This window comes from Streptomyces sp. NPDC036822, assembly GCF_055609145.1.
Genome location: NZ_JBVJPY010000011.1, coordinates 101,841 through 121,223, shown reverse-complemented (window position 1 = coordinate 121,223; position 19,383 = coordinate 101,841). Strand labels below are relative to the sequence as shown.

Annotated in this window: 18 protein-coding genes; 10 read left to right on the top strand and 8 right to left on the bottom strand. The window is 72.3% G+C overall.

Translation table 11 applies throughout. The features are described 5' to 3' along the window. The first annotated feature begins 77 nt into the window (after positions 1 to 77). Positions 78 to 866 (top strand): dioxygenase family protein, encoded by a 789-nt coding sequence (locus ACZ68P_RS24240; protein WP_471009491.1) that lies wholly within the window; start codon positions 78 to 80, stop codon positions 864 to 866. A gap of 62 nt (positions 867 to 928) precedes the next feature. Here the strand turns inward: ACZ68P_RS24240 and ACZ68P_RS24235 are convergent, their stop codons facing one another. After that, complete coding sequence (locus tag ACZ68P_RS24235; RefSeq protein WP_471009489.1) at positions 929 to 1,936, bottom strand: questin oxidase family protein; 1,008 nt, start codon at positions 1,934 to 1,936, stop codon at positions 929 to 931. Between the two features lie 535 nt (positions 1,937 to 2,471). Between ACZ68P_RS24235 and ACZ68P_RS24230 the strand changes: the two genes are divergently transcribed. Next, on the top strand, positions 2,472 to 3,473 hold the full coding sequence (locus tag ACZ68P_RS24230) for a sigma-70 family RNA polymerase sigma factor (RefSeq protein WP_365717686.1): 1,002 nt from the start codon (positions 2,472 to 2,474) through the stop codon (positions 3,471 to 3,473). A gap of 49 nt (positions 3,474 to 3,522) precedes the next feature. Here the strand turns inward: ACZ68P_RS24230 and ACZ68P_RS24225 are convergent, their stop codons facing one another. Beyond that, positions 3,523 to 4,485: a helix-turn-helix transcriptional regulator gene (locus ACZ68P_RS24225; protein WP_471009488.1), complete on the bottom strand. Its 963-nt coding sequence runs from the start codon at positions 4,483 to 4,485 to the stop codon at positions 3,523 to 3,525. A 188-nt stretch (positions 4,486 to 4,673) separates the two neighbouring features. On the opposite strand from ACZ68P_RS24225, the gene ACZ68P_RS24220 reads away from it, so the two are divergent. Next, positions 4,674 to 6,167 carry an MFS transporter gene (locus ACZ68P_RS24220; protein WP_471009744.1) on the top strand — a complete coding sequence of 498 codons (1,494 nt, stop codon included), beginning with the start codon at positions 4,674 to 4,676 and terminating at the stop codon, positions 6,165 to 6,167. 160 nt (positions 6,168 to 6,327) lie between these two features. Here the strand turns inward: ACZ68P_RS24220 and ACZ68P_RS24215 are convergent, their stop codons facing one another. Next, positions 6,328 to 7,377, bottom strand: coding sequence for a hypothetical protein (locus ACZ68P_RS24215; protein WP_471009487.1), 1,050 nt, complete (start codon positions 7,375 to 7,377; stop codon positions 6,328 to 6,330). Between the two features lie 266 nt (positions 7,378 to 7,643). Here ACZ68P_RS24215 and ACZ68P_RS24210 point away from each other — a divergent pair, with 266 nt between their 5' ends. After that, positions 7,644 to 8,789: a glycosyltransferase gene (locus ACZ68P_RS24210; protein WP_471009486.1), complete on the top strand. Its 1,146-nt coding sequence runs from the start codon at positions 7,644 to 7,646 to the stop codon at positions 8,787 to 8,789. 74 nt (positions 8,790 to 8,863) lie between these two features. Here the strand turns inward: ACZ68P_RS24210 and ACZ68P_RS24205 are convergent, their stop codons facing one another. The 3 genes from ACZ68P_RS24205 to ACZ68P_RS24195 all read right to left on the bottom strand — a co-directional run bounded on the left by ACZ68P_RS24205 (position 8,864) and on the right by ACZ68P_RS24195 (position 12,118). Then, positions 8,864 to 9,706 carry a DUF6227 family protein gene (locus ACZ68P_RS24205; protein WP_471009484.1) on the bottom strand — a complete coding sequence of 281 codons (843 nt, stop codon included), beginning with the start codon at positions 9,704 to 9,706 and terminating at the stop codon, positions 8,864 to 8,866. 67 nt (positions 9,707 to 9,773) lie between these two features. Then, positions 9,774 to 10,841, bottom strand: coding sequence for a P1 family peptidase (locus ACZ68P_RS24200; protein WP_471009482.1), 1,068 nt, complete (start codon positions 10,839 to 10,841; stop codon positions 9,774 to 9,776). A gap of 107 nt (positions 10,842 to 10,948) precedes the next feature. Further along, positions 10,949 to 12,118 (bottom strand): low temperature requirement protein A, encoded by a 1,170-nt coding sequence (locus ACZ68P_RS24195; RefSeq protein ID WP_471009480.1) that lies wholly within the window; start codon positions 12,116 to 12,118, stop codon positions 10,949 to 10,951. Between the two features lie 508 nt (positions 12,119 to 12,626). Between ACZ68P_RS24195 and ACZ68P_RS24190 the strand changes: the two genes are divergently transcribed. The 6 genes from ACZ68P_RS24190 to ACZ68P_RS24165 are packed head-to-tail and all read left to right on the top strand — an operon-like array spanning position 12,627 to position 17,978. Beyond that, entirely contained in the window at positions 12,627 to 13,697 is a 1,071-nt protein-coding gene (locus tag ACZ68P_RS24190) for an MFS transporter (RefSeq protein ID WP_471009479.1), read from the top strand. Further along, complete coding sequence (locus ACZ68P_RS24185) at positions 13,694 to 16,009, top strand: molybdopterin oxidoreductase family protein (protein ID WP_471009477.1); 2,316 nt, start codon at positions 13,694 to 13,696, stop codon at positions 16,007 to 16,009. Before ACZ68P_RS24190 ends, ACZ68P_RS24185 begins: the two co-directional genes overlap by 4 nt. A gap of 9 nt (positions 16,010 to 16,018) precedes the next feature. Beyond that, positions 16,019 to 16,666 (top strand): 4Fe-4S dicluster domain-containing protein, encoded by a 648-nt coding sequence (locus tag ACZ68P_RS24180; protein ID WP_471009475.1) that lies wholly within the window; start codon positions 16,019 to 16,021, stop codon positions 16,664 to 16,666. Next, a complete protein-coding gene (locus ACZ68P_RS24175) occupies positions 16,663 to 17,319 on the top strand; it encodes a QcrA and Rieske domain-containing protein (protein ID WP_471009473.1) in 657 nt (218 codons plus the stop codon). Before ACZ68P_RS24180 ends, ACZ68P_RS24175 begins: the two co-directional genes overlap by 4 nt. Further along, the gene (locus ACZ68P_RS24170) at positions 17,316 to 17,720 is read left to right on the top strand and encodes a DUF6755 family protein (protein WP_471009470.1); all 405 of its coding nucleotides are present in this window, start codon (positions 17,316 to 17,318) and stop codon (positions 17,718 to 17,720) included. Before ACZ68P_RS24175 ends, ACZ68P_RS24170 begins: the two co-directional genes overlap by 4 nt. Positions 17,721 to 17,762: 42 nt before the next feature. Further along, positions 17,763 to 17,978 (top strand): hypothetical protein, encoded by a 216-nt coding sequence (locus ACZ68P_RS24165; protein ID WP_365715801.1) that lies wholly within the window; start codon positions 17,763 to 17,765, stop codon positions 17,976 to 17,978. A gap of 19 nt (positions 17,979 to 17,997) precedes the next feature. On the opposite strand, the gene mscL is transcribed toward ACZ68P_RS24165, so the two are convergent. Both mscL and ACZ68P_RS24155 read right to left on the bottom strand, forming a co-directional pair. Further along, the gene (gene mscL / locus ACZ68P_RS24160; protein ID WP_471009467.1) at positions 17,998 to 18,564 is read right to left on the bottom strand and encodes a large conductance mechanosensitive channel protein MscL; all 567 of its coding nucleotides are present in this window, start codon (positions 18,562 to 18,564) and stop codon (positions 17,998 to 18,000) included. 111 nt (positions 18,565 to 18,675) lie between these two features. Continuing rightward, entirely contained in the window at positions 18,676 to 19,290 is a 615-nt protein-coding gene (locus tag ACZ68P_RS24155; protein ID WP_471009465.1) for a hypothetical protein, read from the bottom strand. Positions 19,291 to 19,383 lie beyond the last annotated feature (93 nt).

Sequence of the window (19,383 nt, the reverse complement as noted above, 5' to 3'; positions counted from 1 at the left end):
AAAGTTGAACTACATCGGCGCTAAGCTCGTCATGTCAGGTGAACTTGAAACTTAAAGGACCTTGGGAGGCGGACGACATGGACGCCACGCCGGAACGGATGCCCGCCCTCTACCTCTCGCACGGCGCGCCGCCGCTCGCCGACGACCCCGTGTGGACCGGCGAGCTCGCCGCCTGGTCCGCCGCGCTGCCCCGGCCGAAGGCGATCCTGGTGGTCTCCGCGCACTGGGAGGAGGCGCCGCTCGCCCTCGGTGCCGTCGAGACCGTGCCGCTCGTCTACGACTTCTGGGGTTTCCCCGAGCACTACTACCGCGTGCGCTACCCCGCCCCCGGCGCGCCGGAGCTCGCCGCGTCCGTCCGCAAGCTCCTGCGCGGCCCCGGCACCCCGGTGCAGGACATCCCCGACCGGGGCCTCGACCACGGCGCGTACGTACCGTTGGTGGAGATGTTCCCGGCCGCCGACGTGCCGGTACTCCAGATCTCCATGCCCACCCTCGACCCGCGCAGACTGATGCACGTCGGGCGCAAGCTCGCCCCTTTGCGCGACGAGGGGGTGCTGATCGTCGGCAGCGGCTTCTTCACCCACAACCTGGCGGCGCTCCGGCACACGGGCGGGGGCGTGCCGGGCTGGTCGGCGGAGTTCGACGACTGGGGGCGCCGGGCCCTGGAGGCCAGGGACGTCGACACGCTCCTGGACTTCGTCCACAGCTCGCCCGCCGGACGGCTCGCCCACCCCCGTACGGAACACTTCGCACCGCTCTTCGTCACGCTCGGCGCGGCGGAGGCGGCGGGGGACCTGGACGGCGGGCGGAGCGTGATCGACGGGTTCTGGATGGGGCTCGCGAAGCGCTCGGTGCAGTTCGGCTAAGGCATGTTTCGCAAGTAGCGTCGTCCGCCCGGCTCGTCCGTGGTGGGGCCCCGGCGGGCTTGTCAGAACGCCGGCGGGTTGAGTGCGATCGAGCGGGCGGCGGCCGTCAGGGCTTGCGGGTCGCCGACGTCCAGTGCCGTGTCGGTGAACTTGATCGTGTGGTCGTCCCCGTGGGCCGCCGCCCGCTCGAAGACCTCTTCCGCGATCAGCGGGGTCGCCCGGTAGGGGACGGGCTCGGACGGTGTGTACGCGGCGGTCACCGCCGCCGAGGCCGACCAGGCGGCGGCGACGCTCGGCGCCCACAGGGCGCGGGGGAGCGCGGGCAGGGCGCGCAGGACCGCGTTGGGCGCGGTCGCCGCGTGGACCAGCATGACCGGCTCGCCGTGACCGTGGGTGGCATAGCGGTGGGTCGCGGCCGTGACCAGCTCGGTGAGCAGGGCGTGCGCGGCCTCGGGGTCCGGCGCGGCGCCCCAGCGGGGGAGCGCGGTCAGCTGGGCGAGCCGGGCGCGGATGCCGCCGTCCTGCTCCGGTACGGGCGGCACGGCGTCGAGCGCGGCCGCCGCCGTCGGCGCGGGCCCGAGATCCCGCAGGGGCGGCAGCGGCTGGTGACGGGCCGCCCAGTAGCCGAGGGCGTGGGCCAGTTCGGCCCGGCGCGGCGCCGTCTCCTCGGACGTCAGCAGGGTGCGTACGGCATGGCCGGTGCGGATCACGGGATGGGTGGCCCCGCCCGCGATGCCGGGCAGGAGCCGCGGCCACCAGATGGCGAGCACCTCCCGCCAGGGCCGCTCCGCGACCTCCCGCTCGAAGAACCGCGCCCAGTCCGCGATCCGCACCGGGTCGCCGAGCGCCTCGCGCCAGTTCGCCGGGGTGACGGGGGAGTGGGGCGCGGGCATGTCCTCCAGCTTGGCCCGGTAGCGGTCCAGCCAGCGGTGCACGACCGGGGCCTGGCCGTGGCGCACGAGCGCCTCGACGGCCATGGGGGCGTGGTTGGAGAGCCATCCTTGGCGCTCGGGGCCGCTGGCGTGGAGGCGCTGGAGGGCTTCGTCGAGGGTGCCGGTGGTATCGGTCATGCCGAGACCGTAGGCGTGGGGCGAGGCGGTCCGTAACGGCCTCGGGACCTAGGCCGGCGTGGCTCAGGACGTAGGCCGGCGTCGCTTAAGGACGTAGGCCGGGGCGTAGGTCCGAGCGGGCCGGGGCGCAGGTCCCCACCTGAGTGAGGGGGCCGGGTCCGGGGGAAGGGGCCCGGCTGCGGGCGGCGCCCCAGGTGCGGGCGGCGGTCTTCCGGCACGCGGGCTTACCGGTCTTTCGGTTCTTTTCGGACAGTGTGAGCAACCGGGTGGCGCCGCATGCCGTCCTTACCGGAGGAGCGACCGGGGCGAGGGGAGAGGCCCGGCAGGGGGCGCGGGTGCCGGGCTTCGCGCCCCCTCTGACCTGCGCTTCCGCGCTCTGCGCCAGCGGGCGTGGCCCTCAGTGGCCGGACAGGGTACTGCATGATCGCGAAAATCGATGTGCCGCGTGGGAATTCTGTCCTGATTCCAGTCGTTGTTTCCGTCGGATGCAGGGCACCCGCAAGGGTGTCGCGACCTACTCAGCAAGGGAGCACGCATGGCAACCCGTGCCGTCGCCCGTCGTTCGTCCGCCTCCAGCGGCAGCAGCTCGAGGGCAAGCAGCGTTCGCGCCGTGGGCGGGGAGATCGCCGACCGCGACCTGGTCGGCATGTACCTCGACGAGATCGCGCGCACCCCCCTGCTCGACGCCGCCAAGGAGGTCGAGCTCTCCCAGGACATCGAGGCGGGCGTGTACGCCCGGCAGATCCTCGAAGGCGAGGTGGAGAGCGAGGCGGGCGGAGCGTCCCGCGAGGAGCTCGAGGCGCTGGTCGCCGCGGGCGAGCGCGCCAAGGACCTCTTCATCAAGTCCAACCTGCGCCTCGTCGTCGCCGTCGCCCGACGCTATCCCCGCAGCGGGCTGCCGCTGCTCGACCTGATCCAGGAAGGGAACGCCGGCCTGGTGCGCGCGGTCGAGAAGTTCGACTACGCCAAGGGCTTCAAGTTCTCCACGTACGCCACCTGGTGGATCCGCCAGGCCATCACCCGCTCCATAGCCGACCAGTCGCGCACGATCCGGCTGCCCGTCCACCTCGTGGAGGAGCTCGGGCGGATCCGGCGCGTGCAGCGCGAGTTCAACCGCGAGAACGGCCGTGAGCCGGAGCCCGCGGAGATCGCTGCGGAGCTCGGCTCGACGCCGGCGCGCGTCGTGGACGTCATGGACTGGGCGCGTGACCCGGTCTCGCTCAACATGTCGGTGGACGACGAGGGCGAGACGCAATTCGGCGACCTCCTCGAGGACACCTCGGCGATCTCGCCCGAGCAGTCGGTGCTCACCCTGCTGCGCAGCGAGGAGCTGGACGACCTGATCGACAAGCTCGACCACCGCACGGCCTCGATCATCCGGATGCGGTACGGCATCGAGGACGGCCGCGAACGGACCCTGACGGAGGTCGGCAAGGAGCACGGCCTGACGCGCGAGCGCATCCGTCAGATCGAGAAGCACGCCCTGCTCGAACTGAAGAAGATGGCCCGCGACACCGGCTTCGACGCGGTGGCGTGACGGACCGGGCGTCGCGCGCCGAACCGGGCTTCGGCGCGGTGGCCCGCCGTCAGCGCACCGACGCGCCCAGACGGCCCGACAGATCCCGTACGTACGTGATCAGCGGGTCCGGCGCGAGGATCGTGAAGTCGCAGTCCACCAGGGCGAGACGGACGGCGACCCACTCCACGGAGTCGGTGCAGCGGGCGCGCAGGCTGCAGGAGTCCGGGCCCGTGGGCGTGGGCGGCAGGTGCGCCGGAAGCCGCGCGGCCACGAACGAGGCGGGGGCGGCGAAATCGACCTCCAGCGCCAGTTCCGGCTGGGCGTGGCCCCGGCCCATCGAGCGGGTCATGTACTCCGCCGCGCCCCCCGCCGGCAGCTCGCGCTGCGCGAACCGGGCGCCGGTCGCGAACGGGTCCGTCACCCGGTCGACGCGGAACGTCCGCCAGTCCTCGCGCCCGAGGTCGTACGCCACGAGGTACCACCGCCGCCCGGTCGACACCAGCCGGTACGGCTCCACCAGCCGCTTCGTCTCCGTGCCGTCCCCCGCGCGGTAGCCGAAGCGCATCTTCTCCTGCCCGGTCACCGCCCCTGCCAGGGCCGTCAGCGTGGACGGCGCGACCGTGGCCCCGTCCCCCCGGGTCAGCGGGATCGTCGCGTGCTGCAGCGTCGAGACCCGGTGCCGCAGCCGCGACGGAAGCACCTGCTCCAGCTTCGCCAGGGCACGCACCGACGCCTCCTCCACCCCTTCGATCGCATGGCCCGCTCCCGCTCGCAGGCCCACCGCGATCGCCACCGCCTCCTCGTCGTCGAGGACGAGCGGCGGCAGGGCCGCCCCGGCCACCAGGCGGTATCCGCCCACCGCGCCCTTCGACGCCTCGACCGGGTAGCCCAGCTCCCGGAGCCGGTCGATGTCGCGCCGGATCGTGCGCGGCGAGACCGAGAGCCGTTCGGCCAGCTCGCTGCCCGGCCACTCGCGCGGGGTCTGGAGGAGTGACAGCAGCGTCAGCAGTCGTGCGGGAGTGTCCGTCATGCGTTCCAGGATGCCGTCCATCTAGGACACGAACCGACCTACATGCTGTCTACCTTCGGACCATGAGTTCACACGACGCCACCGGTCCCGGCCCCGGCAGCAGCGACATCGGCGGCAGCGCCGCCGACAGCGGTACGAGTCCCGCCCCCGGCACCGACCGAAGGCGCTGGATAGCCCTCGCCATCGTCATGACCGCCGCCTTCATGGACCTGGTCGACGCCACGATCGTCAACATCGCGATCCCCAGCATCGAGCGCGACCTCGGCGCCTCGTTCGGGGCCATCCAGTGGATCACCGCCGGATACGCCCTTGCGTTCGCGGCCGGTCTGATCACCGGAGGCCGCCTCGGTGACATCTACGGCCGCAAGCGGCTGTTCCTCCTCGGCACCGCGGGCTTCACCCTCGCCTCCGCGCTCTGCGGTCTCGCCGCGAGCCCGGAGATCCTCGTGGCCTCCCGCCTCCTCCAGGGCGCGGCGGCGGCGATGATGGTCCCGCAGGTCCTGTCGATCGTCCACGTCACCTTCCCGGCCCACGAGCGCGGCAAGGTCTTCGGCCTGTTCGGCGCGATCATCGGCCTCGGGGCCGTCTCGGGACCGCTGCTCGGCGCGCTGCTGACGCAGTGGAACCTCTTCGGCCTGGAGTGGCGGCCGATCTTCCTCATCAACCTGCCGGTCGGCATCGCGGGCCTGCTCCTGGGCCGGAAGTTCATCATCGAGTCCAAGGCGCCCAAGGCGCTCCGGCTGGACCTGGTCGGCGTCCTGCTCGTCACGCTCGCGCTGCTGATGCTGATCTACCCGCTGACCCGCGGCCGCGAGCTGGACTGGCCGCTCTGGGGCCACCTGTGCATGGCGGGCGGCCTGGTCGTGTTCGGCGTCCTCGTCGCGTACGAGAAGTACAAGACGCGGAAGGACGGCTCGCCGCTCGTCGAGCTGTCGCTGTTCCGGGTGAAGAGCTTCGCGGCCGGTATCGCGGTGCAGCTGACCTTCGGCGTCGTGATGGGCATCTTCTTCCTGGTCTGGACGCTGTACATGCAGATCGGGCTCGGCTGGAGCCCCCTCAAGGCCGGCCTGACCGGCGTCCCGTTCTCGATCGCCGTCTCCACCGCGGCCGGCCTGTCGGTGCAGAAGCTGGTGCCGCGCTTCGGCCGCAAGGTCCTCCAGGCGGGCGCGCTGACGATGGCGGCGGGCGTGCTGCTCTACCTGTGGGAGGCCGGGCGGTACGGCACCTCCATCCACTCCTGGCAGATGATCGCCCCGCTGGTGATCATGGGCCTGGGCATGGGGCTCATCGTCGCCCCGCTGACGGACGCGGTGCTGTCGGACGTCCCCAGGGAACACGCGGGCTCGGCGTCGGGCCTCATCAACACCACCGGGCAGATGGGCAACGCGCTCGGCCTCGGCCTCGTGTCGGTCGTCTTCTACGGCGTGATCGACGAGGAGCGCCTGGCGCGGGCCCCGGGCGAGATCGGGACGGCCTTCGCGGACGCCTTCCAGAACGCGCTGGGATGGGTGGTCGCGGTGCTCGCCGTGATCTTCCTGGTGATGTTCGCCCTGCCGGCGAAGCCGAAGCAGCACGTCGAGGGCGCGGAGGCGTCGGCCGACGAGGACGGCCCGATGGACGGGCCGCCGGCCGACGGTCCGGCGACGGACGAGCCCACGAAGGAGCCGGCGCTCAGCCGGTAGGAGTACGACGGGGGAAGGCGGGTACCCGCACGTCGGGTGGATGGTCGTGACGGCCTGACCGTACGTACGGATCGGGTCCCTCGACGCCGAAAGGGGCGGTGCGCATTCGGCGCGCACCGCCCCTCCGGTGTCTTCCGGGTCGAAACGCTCCCGGATCAGATCACTTCTTGGCCTTCGCGGCGTGGGTCACCTTGCCGGAGACGATCGTCTTGCCGAGGAAGCGGTTGGCGCTGTTGGTCGTCGCCGTGCCACCGGGATTGGTGAGCTCGACCCACGAGCCCTCCGAGCAGTCGAGCTCGTTCTCGTTCCCCGTGTCCACGACGCACTGGTACTCCCACACCTCTCCGCCGGTGGTGAGAACCTCGATCGAGACGGTGTTGGCCTGCTCGGCGATGGAGACGGCGCAGGCGCCCTCAGGCGCGCCGGGCAGCGGGGTCCAGACGAACTCCGTGGGTTCGGACGTCAGGTCCCGGATGCCGGCGAAGACGTCACCGTTGTTGACCACGCCCTTGACCTCGCGGCTGTTCTCGAGACGGTGGGCGTCGATGTCCAGGCACGTCGCCGGTCCCGCGGGGCCCGTCGGTCCTGCCGGTCCCGCCGGTCCCGCGGGCCCTGCCGGTCCTGCCGGTCCTGCCGGACCCGTCGGGCCCGTGTCGCCACCGCCGGGGCCCTGCGGACCCTGGGGGCCCTGCGGTCCCGCCGGGCCCTGCGGACCCGTGGGGCCGGTGCCGCCGCCGCCGGCCGGGCCCTGCGGGCCGGTCGGGCCGGTGTCGCCCTTGGGGCCCTGCGGACCCGTCGGACCCGTGGGACCGGTGGGGCCGGGCTTCCCTTCCTTGCACTCGTCGTGCAGGGTGCGGGCCTGCTGCGGACCCTGCTGCTGGAACTTGCTCAGGTGCCCTTCGACGTAGTCCCGGATCCGCTCCTTCTCGTGGTGCGGCGGGGGACCGTCCTGGTGGTGCGGAGGCGGGCTGTCCTGGTGGTGCGGCGGGGGACCGTCCTCGTGGTGGGGCGGCGGGCCGTCCGGGCACTCCTCGGTCGTCGGACCCGCGTTCACGCCCGCGGGCTGCGCCGGCAGCTGGGGTGTGGCCATCGCGGGAGCCGTCATGCTCGTGAGCACGAGGGCGAGCGAGGCGACGGCCCCGCCGGCGATCCAGGGACGGCGTCGGGCGAGCGGGCCAAGAGAGGACCTGGTCCTGAGATCAGGACGCATACATGTGCTCCTTCGTAACCGGTTCGAGCGATGCGGTGGAAGTCTGTTCGGACTTCCCTTCGAGGTCATCGGATCGTGTTCGGGTCCCCTTGAGGGTCCTGAGGGCCAATCAACTCCCTGGCCTACGCGTCCCACCGAATGGACGCGTGCGCGGGAGCGAACGCCACGCCCCCTTCCGGCGTGCCGTGAGAGGGCGCTAGCGCCGCGTTCGTAAGGTCACCCGGTCATGAGGTCGTCCGTCCCCGTCCCCCTGGAGCCGTGTTGCCGTGAAGTCGTCGATCTGCCTGTGCATGATCGTCAAGAACGAGGCACGCGTCATCGAGCGATGTCTCGCCTCCGTCCGTGACCTGGTGGACACCTGGGTCATCTCCGACACCGGCTCGACGGACGGCACCCAGCGGCTGATCCGCGACGCGCTCGACGGCATCCCCGGCGAGCTGCGCGAGGAGCCGTGGGTGAACTTCGGGCACAACCGGAGCCTGAACATCCGGCACGCCAGGGGCCGGGCCGACTACCTGCTGCTCCTCGACGCCGACCTGGTGGTCGAGCGGGCCGGGCCCCTGCCGGCGCTCACCGCCGACGCGTATCTGCTGCGGCACGCCGGACCGCTGGAGTACCGCATCAAACGCCTGGTCAGGGGTGACATGCCGTGGCGGTACGAGGGGGTCACCCACGAGTACCTCACCGCGGACCGGGACCACGTCAGCGAGAACCTGGACGCGCTCGTCATCAAGGACTTCGCCGACGGCGGCTCACGGCACGACAAGTTCGAACGCGACGCCCGGCTGCTGAGCGCCGAGCTCGACCGGAACCCCACCGACACCCGCACGGTCTTCTACCTCGCCCAGACCATGCGCGACCTCGGCCGCGCCGCCGAGGCCATCGACCTCTACGAGCGCCGGGCCCGCATGGGCGGCTGGGACGAGGAGGTCTCCTACGCACTGCTCCAGGCCGGGATCCTGAAGGCCGACTCCGGTGACTGGCCGTCGGCGATGGACACCCTGTCACGCGCCTGGGAGGCCCGCCCGCAGCGCCTCGAAGCCTGTTACGAGCTGGCCTCGCGGCTCCGGCGCATGGGCCGCCACCACAGCGCCCACGCCGTCGTCACCGCGGCCCTCGACCGGGAACCACCGGACGACCTGCTGTTCCTCCAGCCGTGGATCTACCGCTGGGGTCTGCTGTTCGAGTACTCGATCACCGCGTACTGGGCCGGCGACGCCGCGGGCTCGCTGGCCGCATGCGACCGGCTGCTCGCGATGCCGGACCTCCCCGAGGCGTACCGGGAGCAGACCCGCACCAACCGCGAGTTCGCGGTACGCAGGCTCTCCTCCATCCCCCACGCGGCCGCCGCCGTGACCACCGCCGCCGCGACGGCCCCGGCCCCCGCCGCCGGAAGCGGAAGCGCAAGCTGAAGCGGAGGGGCAAGCGGAGGCGGAGGCGGCCGTGACCGGGGCGGACCCGGTCACGGCTCCGGTCGGGTGTCCTCCTAGCGGACCCGCGCGCGGTGTTCCATCGCCTCGCGGGCCGCGTGCTCGCTCTCGTACACCTCGCACATGTGGCGGCCGTCGGGGGTCGCCGTGTGCTCGACCTCCCACAGGCTCAGCTCGCCGCCGTCGAGCAGCAGGAACGCGTGCTCGTAGAGCGTGAAGCCGGGGCCCCGGACGCTCTCCACCGTGCACTGGCGCCCGAACGCCTGGGTGATGTGGTGCGCGAAGGCCACCCGGAGCCGCCGTGCGGTCTCCTCGCCCGGCCGGTCGGCGTTCTCCGCGCGGCGCAGCACCCGGCGCGCGTGGTCCGCGGAGTTGTCCGGCGCGTACATCCGGGGCTGGGCCGGTATGGGACGGGCGAGGAACATGCTCAGCGGCTCCATGTCGTCGTCGAGGCCGATGTCGAGCCCGTCCGCGCGGCCCGCGCCCCAGCCCGGGTCCAGCGCGGCCGGCAGCCGGGACGCGGCGAGCCGCGCCTCGGCCTCCTCGGTGTACACCTCGTGATGCTCGGCGCCGTCCCGGCCGGCGTTGTGGACCAGCTCCCACAGCGTCAGGGCCGTGCCGTCGGCGAGCAGATAGGTGTGGCGGTGGGTGGTGCGGTGCAGCGACGCGCTGTGGTGCGAGGAATGCAGCGCGCTGGAGTGGGCGAGCGCCGTCTCCAGGCGCTCGACGGTCGTGTCGGGCAGATCGAAGGAGTTGAGCGCCCGTCCGAGAAGGCGCTCCACGTGCGTCTCGGTCGTCTCGTACGGATCGTGTGGATCCCGCGGATCGTTCAAGAGGGTCTCCAGGCCGTCGCCGCATGTCACTTGGTGCTTGCTTAACGTAGTCCCTGGGTCTGACATCGTGTCCGGCGTTCGGGAAAACGACGGGGGCGTATGGCGAGTTCCCGCGCGCCCCACCGTCGGTGTTTCAACTTCCCTGCCTGTCACGGGAGTCGGTGGCGGCGGGCCCGTACAGCTCGCGGTAGGCCGGAAAGTCGCCACCCGGCCCGGACACGCCCTCGGCCGTCTCCTCCACCGCCCGCACGATCGCCCGGGTCACCGTGTCCGCACCCGCCGCCAGTACGTCGTTCAGGGCGAGCGGTCCGGCTTCGGCGGGCAGCTCCCGATCGCCGGTGGCGAGGGCGAAGACGGTGTCGCCGTCGTTGAGGAGGTGCACGGGACGGATGGCGCGCGCGATGCCGTCGTGCGCCGTGCCCGCGAGCTTCTGCGCCTGGGCGCGGGTGAGGACGGCGTCGGTGGCGACGACCGCCAGCGTCGTGTTCAGGGGCGGGGCGGGGGAGACGGCGGCCGCCTCGGCGAGGCGTCGGCGCGCCGCCTCGTGGACGGCCGGCTCCGGGTACTCCGGGCGGCCCTGGAGATAGCGTCCGTACAGCACGCCGGTCTCCGGATCGACCGCCGAGCCGACCGCGTTGACGACGACGAGGGCGGCGACCGTGATCCCCGACGCGAGGACCGTGCTCGCCGTGCCGACCCCGCCCTTGAGCCCGCCGACGACGGCCCCGGTGCCCGCGCCGACCGCGCCGGTCTCCACGCGCGCGTGGAGACCGGTCGCCGCCGCGGCCTCCACCGCCGCCCGCCCCGTGGCGGCGTCCGGTCGGGCGGTGAAGTCGCCGCCCCGGCCCAGGTCGAAGACGCAGGCGGCCGGTACGACCGGGACCACGTGCGCGGGGTCGGGACCCACCCGGACCCCGCGTCCCTGTTCCTCGAGCCAGGTCATCACCCCGGCCGCCGACTCCAGCCCGTACGCGCTGCCGCCGGTCAGGACCACGGCCTCGATCCGCTGGACGACGTTGCGCGGATCCAGCGCGTCGGTCTCCCGCGTGCCGGGGCCGCCGCCCCGGACGTCGACGGCCGCCACGGCCCCGCCCTCGGGGGCGAGGACGACGGTAGTGCCGCTGAGCGCGTTCGGCCCGGCCACGCGCGCGTGGCCGACGCGAAGCCCTGCCACGTCCGTGAGTGTGTCGTGCTTCGTCATGACCCCTTGGGTACCACGGCGCCCCCTCCAGGATCACGGCGTTTTCGGGATACCAGGGCGTACGGCCCCGCGCCCCGAGCGGGCCCCGGCGCCCTCCGGACCTCCCCCTAGGCGTTCCTGTGTCCGGCCGGGTGGCGTGCGGTCAGCGTCACGCCGACCGCGACCGTCGCCGCCGCGACCACCCCGGCCGCCAGGACCGCCCAGTCGCCGGCGAACGTGCACATCAGGATCGCGAGGGCCGAGACGGGCAGGACGAGCTGCTGGGCGATGCCGACCTTGAAGTAGCGCGCGTGGAGCAGCCACACGCAGAGCAGGAACAGCGCGGTGGGGACGGTCACCGCGGAGGAGGCGGCGAGCGTCGAGAGGTGGGCCTTGCCCACGGCCTGCTCGACGGCGATCTCGATGCCGGCGCCGATCGCGGCGGCGGAGGCGAAGATGAGGTAGTGGCCGTACCCCCAGAGGAAGCCCCGCCGGTTGGAGACGAGGCGGACGTGGGCGGGGGCGGCGAAGTAGATCCACCAGGCCGCGTAGACGATCAGCAGGCCGCCCGCGGCGATGGGGAGCAGTTCCCCGAGCGCGTCGTACTCGCTGATCCCCGCCTTCACCGCGACCGTCGCCGCCGCGATCGTCTCGCCCAGCACGATGATCGTGAACAGGCCGTAGCGCTCGGCGATGTGATGCGCGTGCCAGTGGGTGCGGGTGTCCTTCTCCGCGTACGCCGGGACCGCCAGTTCGGCGACGACCATGACGAGGAAGATCCACGGGCGGACGGGCTCGGGAGCCCAGAGGAGAGCGGTCCAGCCGATCTGGCAGAGGATCACCCCGCCCGCGTACCGGCGGCACATCGTGCGCTCGGCGGAGTCCGTCGCGTGATGGGCGGCGCGCAGCCACTGGAAGGAGAGCGCGAGCCGCATGACCGCGTAGCCGAGCACGGTGACGAGGAAGTCGTCCTCGAAGACGCGGGAGACGCCGGCGGCGAGGATGAGGACGCCGGCGATCTGGACGAAGGTGGCGACGCGGTAGAGGACGTCGTCGTTGTCGTACGCGGAGGCGAACCAGGTGAAGTTCATCCAGGCCCACCAGATCGCGAAGAAGACCATCGCGTAGTGGGTGACGCCGTCGGCGGCGTGGTGCTCGGCGACGGCGTGCACGAGCTCGGCGCCTGCCTGGGCGACCGCGACGACGAAGCAGAGGTCGAAGAACAGCTCGAGCGGGGTGGCGGCACGGTGCGCCTCGTCGCGCGAGCGCGCGGTGAGGGGCAGGAGCGGTTGCGTCATGCGCTCCAGCACACCAGAGCGGGGGGCGCGGAACGGTTCGGCGCCCTCGGGCGCCCCGGGTTTCACCCGTGGGCGGGTGAGCGGGACCCGGCCGCGGGGGCGCGTTCGACGCCTGCGGGGGCGCGGGGGCGCGGGGGCGCCCGGTCGACCGGCTCGACCCGGCCGCCTCTGGCAACGGCGTCGGCGCGGAGGGGCACGTGCGACGCCCCCGGGGGCGCCCGGCCGACCGGCTCGACCCGGCCCGCCTCCCGCAACGGCCCCCGGTGCGTCTGGGGCTTCGCGCACCCACGCTCAGGCGTCCTCGCGCACCCACGCGTCCGGGCCTTCACGCATCCACGCGCGCCGGGCATCTCCCCGCTCCCCGTCACGCCCTCGCCGAGCCCGGAGCGGAGCGCGATGATCCGTGCGGTCCTCCGCTCCTGCGGCCTGAACGCCATCCGAGCGACACGCTCACCCACCCGCCCCTCAAAACGGGCTCAGGGGGTACATACCGCCCTACCGTGACCGGGTGACCGAGCCACCGCTGGCCCCCGCGCCCGTCGTCCAGACCCCCTCGGCCGTGCGCCGCCGGGCCTCGCTGGCGGGGGCCGCCGTCTCCGTCCTGCTGATCGTCGCGATCGTCCTCGGCAGCCGGTTCCTGCGGGACTTCGACTCGGCGCTCCTGCCGTACGCCGTCGCCACCGTCTTCCTCGCCTTCGGCGTCGCCTACCGGTACACGGTCTGGGTCTCCGCGCCCGGCGCCCGCCGGCTGTTCAAGCAGGGGTGGCGCTCCTTCTTCTCGGCCGCCAACTTCCGCCGGGCCCCCACCGCCCTGCCCAAGATGATCGCCACCTACCTCGGCCTCCAGAAGTTCCTCGGCGCCCGCTCGCACGCCCGCTGGGCCGCCCACCAGCTGATCTTCTGGGGGTGCGTGCTGGCCGCCCTGATCACCTTCCCGCTGACCTGGGGCTGGTTCACGTTCACCTCGGGCAGCGGCACGGGGCCGGGCTACGAGATGCGGATCTGGGGCTTCAAGATCCTCGGCTTCGACTCGCTGAACATCGTCGGCTGGCTGATGTTCCACGGCCTGGACATCGCCGCCGTCCTCGTCATCCCGGGCGCCTCGTACTTCCTGTGGCGCCGGATGAAGGACCGCGGCGCGATCACCGGCCAGCGCTTCGCCTACGACCTGGTCCCGCTGATCGCCCTGATCGTCATCTCCGTGACCGGACTCCTCCTCACCTTCTCGTCGATCTTCCTGCACGGCGGCGGCTACGAGTTCCTCGCGATCCTGCACATGGTCTCGGTGGTCTTCACCCTCGTCTACATCCCGTTCGGCAAGTTCTTCCACATCGTCCAGAGGCCCGCCGCCGTCGGCATGCAGCTGTTCAAGTACACCTCCCGCGGCAAGGACGAAGCGGTCCTCGCCTGCCGTCGCTGCGAGGAACCCATCGACACCGCCCCGTACGTCGAGAACCTCCGGGGCACCATGCGCGACCTCGACCTCGGCTTCGACGCATGGGCCGAGTACTGCCCCCGCTGCAAACGCGTCCTGCGCGGCAACGCCTACCTCACCCACGTCAAGAAGGGTTACAAGTGACGCAGCAGCACGCGGGCAGCCGGCGCCCTCCGCTCGATCCCACCATCGCCCCGCCCGGCACCCGCGCCTTCCGCGACGCCGGCGGCATCCCCGCGGACCGCTGGCGCGCCGACCAGGACGGCGAGACGCTCGTCCCCACCCACTGCTGCTTCTGCGGCGTCCAGTGCGGGATGTACCTGCGTGTCGACCGCGCGGGCAAGGTCTTCGGCGTCGAACCCCGCAACCACGACATCAACCGGATGCGGCTGTGCCCCAAGGGCATCAACGCCTACCAGCAGGTCAACCACCCCGACCGGCTCACCGCCCCCCTCATGCGCCGCAGCCGCGACGAGCCGTTCCGCGAGGCGAGCTGGGAGGAGGCGCTCGACTTCACCGTCGCCGAGATCCGCCGCATCCAGAACGAGTACGGCAACGACGCCTTCGGCCTCCTCGGCGGGGCCAGCCTCTTCTCCGAGAAGACGTATCTCGTCGGCAAGTTCGCCCGCGTCGCCCTGAAGACCAAGCACGTCGACTACAACGGACGCCTGTGCATGGTCTCCGCCGCCGGAGCCAACAAGCTCGCCTTCGGCATCGACCGGGCCGGCAACCCCTTCTCCGACATCCTCCTCACCGACTGCCTCCTCATCGCCGGCTCCAACGTCGGCGAATGCTTCCCCGTGATGACGCAGTACCTGTGGGGCGCCCGCGACCGGGGGGCCACCCTGATCGTCGTCGACCCCCGGGAGACGGCGATCGCCCGCACCGCCGACCTCCACGTCGCCCTCAAGCCGGGCACCGACTCCGCCTTCTTCAACGCCGTCCTGCACGTCATCGTCCAGGAGGGCCTGGCGGACGAGGCCTACCTCGCCGCCCACGCCACCGGCTGGGAGGAGGTCAAGGAGACCGTCGCCGACTATCCGCCGTCCCGTTCCGCCGAGATCTGCGGAATCCCGCGGGAGCAGATCGAGCGGACCGCCCGGATGTTCGCCGGAGCCGGCCGCGCCATGGCCTGGCACGCCCGCGGCGTCGAACACCACTCCCAGGGCGTCGAGAACTGCCTCACGATCATCAACCTCTGCGCCGCCACCGGGAACATCGGCAAGCCCGGGGCCGGCTACGGCACCATCACCGGCCAGGGCAACGGACAGGGCGGCCGCGAACACGGCCAGAAGTCCGACCTCCTCCCCGGCGGCCGCTCGATCATGAACCCCGAGCACCGCCGCCAGATCTGCGAGATCTGGGGGATCGAGGAGTCCGAACTCCCGGCCGCCGGCACCTCCATGATGGAGATGGTCTGGCAGATGCAGCGCCGGGAGATCCGCGGCCTGATCGGCATCTGCAACAACCCCTTCGTCTCCCTCCCGAACTACGCGACCGTGAAACAGGGCTACGACGCCACCGAGTTCCACGCCCAGTTCGACTTCTTCCTCTCCGAGACCGCCGCCAACGCCCACGTCGTCTTCCCCGTCACCGTGTGGGCCGAGGACGAAGGGGTCATGGCCAACGCCGAGGCCCGGGTCGTCAAGCACAACAAGGCCCAGGAGCCTCCCGCCGGGGTCCGCACCGACACCTGGGTCATCTGCGAACTCGCCAGACGCCTCGGGGCCGGCGACAAGTTCGCCTTCCCCGACTCCCGCTCCGTCTTCGAGGAGCTGCGCGTCGCCTCCGCCGGCACGGTCAACGACTACTACGGCATCACCTACGAACGCCTGGAGGAGACCGGCGGCATCGCCTGGCCCTGCCCCACCACCGAGCACCCGGGCACCCCACGCCTCTTCGAGGACGGGAGGACCTACCACCCGGACGGGAAGGTCCACCTCCAGGTCGTCGAGTGGCACCCGCCCATGGACCCGTACAGCGAGGAGTACCCCCTCTCGCTCACGACCGGCCGCACCGTCGCCCACTTCCTCTCCGGCAACCAGACCCGCCGTCTGGGCGCCCTCGTCGAACAGACCCCCCGCCCCTGGGTCGAGGTCCACCCCTCCCACGGCTTCCGCTCCGGCGACCCCGTCCGCGTGGTCACCCGCCGGGGCAGCGAGGTCTTCCCCGCCCTCGTCACCGAGGCGATCCGCCCCGACACCGTCTTCGTGCCCTACCACTGGCCCGTCCCCACCGCGGCCAACGCGCTCACCATCGACGCCCTCGACCCCCGCTCCAAGATCCCCGAGTACAAGGTCTGCGCCGCCCGGATCGAGGCCGCCGAACGGATCGACGAGGTCCCCGCGCCGCCCACCGCCCCCGGGCACCTCGCCTACCCGGGGACCCAAATCTCCCGCACCGACCCCCTGCCCCCCACGTCCCCCCAGGGCCGTGGCACCTCGGAGAGGAGCTGACGGACGCTCATGATGGGCCGCACGATCTTCATCGACCCGGGGCGCTGCATCGGCTGCCAGGCGTGTGTCTCCGCCTGCCGTGAATGCGACTCGCACCGCGGCAAGTCGATGATCCATCTCGACTACCCCGACGAGGGCCACTCCGTCGCCTCCCTCCCCACCGTCTGCATGCACTGCGAGGACCCCGTCGCCCCGTGCGCCGAGGTGTGCCCCGCCGACGCGATCCTGGTCACCGCCGACGGCGTGGTGCAGCAGGCCGACACCACCCGCTGCATCGGCTGCGCCAACTGCGTCAACGCCTGCCCCTTCGGGGTCCCGAAGATCGACCTCCAGGCGAAGCTCCAGATGAAGTGCAACCTCTGCTACGACCGCACCGCCTACGGCCTCGCCCCGATGTGCGCCACCGTCTGCCCCACCGGCGCCCTCTTCTACGGAACCCTGGAGGAGCTCCAGGCGGAACGCCCCGGCGTCCAGGTCGCCGACTCCTTCACCTTCGGCACCACCACCGTCACCACCGGCGTGGCGATGGTCGTCCCGGCCGACAAGGTGCGGTGGCCGGTCCCCGGAGGGCTTCCCGTCGTCGAGATCAACGGAGTGGACGTGCGCGGAACGAACACGGGCGGGGACGGCGGCTCCCATCGGATGGACGTCCGATGAGCGTCACCACACCGCCCTCCGCCGAGGGCCCCGGGGCGACCGACGCCGCCCAGGAGGCGCTCCACGACCGCATCGCGGCCGACGCCCTCACCACCCGCCGCGACTACCTGCGGATCGTCGCCACGGTCTCCGGCGGCCTGGCCGTCGGTGGCGTCGGCGTCGCCTCCGGCATCCTGCACCGCCACGGCGACAGCGACGGCACACCTGAGCCGAAGAAGATCGCCGACCGGCTGCCGCCGGGCGAGGCGATCGCTTTCCGCTACCCCGAACAGGAGGACCGGGCGGTCGCGATCCGCCTGGAGGACGGCACCCTCGCCGGCTACTCGGCCGTCTGCACCCACCTCGCCTGCGCCGTGCTGTGGCGCAAGGACCGGGGCGGCGAGGGCGAGCTGTACTGCCCGTGCCACGAGGGAGTCTTCGACGCCCGAACGGGAGAGGTGACCGCGGGCCCGCCACCCCGGGCACTGCCGAAGGTGATCCTCGTGGAGGAGACCGACGGCAGCGTCTGGGCGGTGGGCACCACCCGGTCCGGCGAGAGTGTCGAGGAAGGGCTCTGCCGCGGTCTGGTCAAGGACCGGCCGGACCTCGCCGAGCGCTTCGGCTGCCCGGGAGCCTCGGCCGGCGGGGCACCGGAGAGGACGGCACGGACGTGAGCGACACCCCCTTCCCCCAGGACCCGGGCGGCCCCGGCGCGGCCGACGTGCCGTCCGGGCCGGCCTACACCCCGGGCAGCAGCAAGCCGCGGCTGAACCGTCCGGTCCACGAGCGCTATCCCCAAATCCGGCCCACCAGCGGCTACGGCGACCCGCGGATCCGGCACACCGGCCCGGGCCCGGGCGCCGGTACGGAACAGGAGCCGGAGCGCTCCTCCAAGCTCACGGCGCGCCTGGTGCTGGCCCTGACCGTGGTCGTCGGCCAGCTCTGGGGGCTGACGGTCGTGGTCGACGAGTGGATGTCCGGCGACACCGGCACCGCCTGGTGGGGCGCGGGCTTCCTGGTCCTGTCGTTCCTCGTCGTGCTCGGGCTGTGGGCGCTCGACCCGAAGGACCGCTGATCATCCGGGTACACGGCCGGATTACCGGCGTACCCTGGTTCCATGAGTACCGCCCCCGCCCACGGCCCGCGAGCAGCGAAGCAGTCCGACGACGATCCTCGTACGCGACCGGCGCCGGCCCTGGTCTTCGACGATCCGCTGGACCAGCAGTCCGCGGACGATACGGACCGCGGGTGGGGCGAGCGGCCTCCCGGCGGTGGTGACAGTGCCGCCGATCTCGCGCGCTTCCTCGACGAGAAGCCGCCGCACCACCTCTGAGACCGGCGCGAGCCGTCGGTCAGGGGGTGGGGTGCGTCCCCGTGCCCGTCCCCGCTCCGCCCCCGGAGCCGGAGCCGGAGCCGAAGCCGGGGCCTGAGCCGGCACCCGGACCGGCGTCGGAGCCGGGCGCGGAACCCGGACCGCGCTGGGCCACCAGCGCGTCCCTGATCTCCTTCAGGACCTCCAGCTCGCTGACCTCCAGGGTCTCCTGGACGCCTTCCTTCGCCTTGTCGTGCGCGGCCCGCCTGGCCAGGATTTTGGCCATCGGCAGGACCATCAGGAAGTACACGACCGCCGCGGTGATCAGGAAGCTCAGGATCGCGCTGAGGACCAGACCCCACTGGATCTCGATGCCCTGCATCTCCCCGTCGACCACCCTGCACGGATCCTTGAGGCAGGACTTGTAGCTCTCCAGGTCCTTGGTGCCGAAGGCGCCGACCAGCGGGTTGATGACGCCCTTCACCACCGAGTTCACGATGTTGGTGAAGGCGGCACCGATGACGACCGCCACCGCCAGGTCGATCACGTTCCCGCGCATGAGGAAGGCCTTGAAGCCCGCCAGCACGCTCTCCTTCTTCGGAGTCACCCGGATACCTTTCGTCGCATGTGCCATTGGTGAACCCATTACGCCGTGATCGGCGTGAGGGCGTCCAATCCGCAGACACGCACCGGTTACTTGACAGGCTGTCAGTACGATTCAGCACCAGGTCACCGCCAGGGGTGAGGTGATCGCCGCCCCGGCCAGTGCCGTCGCCGTCGGCCGCGGCACGGACAGGACGACCAGTGCCCCACCGTCCGGACGCGTCTCGTCGGCGGTCGGCACCTCGGCCACTCGGGCGCCCGCGGCGACCACCCGAGGCCGCCCGCCGCCGCCCGTGGGGGAGTCGGGCGCGGCGATCACGTCGACCCGGTCACCGGGGCGCAGCAGACGCACGGCCGCCGCGTCCGCGATCCGCACCGGAGCGGACACCAGCCGCACCGCGGGCGGGTGTTGTCGTTCGCGCGCCTCCCGGGGCGGCGGGTCGGCCGACACCTCCCCGGCCCCCGCCACCGCCAGCGCCGCCGCGGTCAGCGCGAGGACCGCGGCCGGGGTGCGATGCCTCCGCCGCAGTGCCCGCCGCAGCCGCTGAGGGCCGCCGCGAGGCCGCAGCGGCTCGAAGCGCGGAACCTCGCACGTCTCGGGAACGGGCGAGAAGGAGCGCGCGGGCAGTGAAGCGGCGGAGAAGGACGAAGGAGGGGAGGGGAAGGAGGAAGGAAGAGAAGGGGAGGAGGAAGGAGGAGAGGGGACGGAGGGGAGAGGAGAACCCGTCATGGTGCACACCACCGGTCACAAGCCGTTCCCCGGACCGTCCGGAGAACCGCTTCCACCCTCCCGGCTCCACCCGCCCGCCGCTCCCGCCTGTGG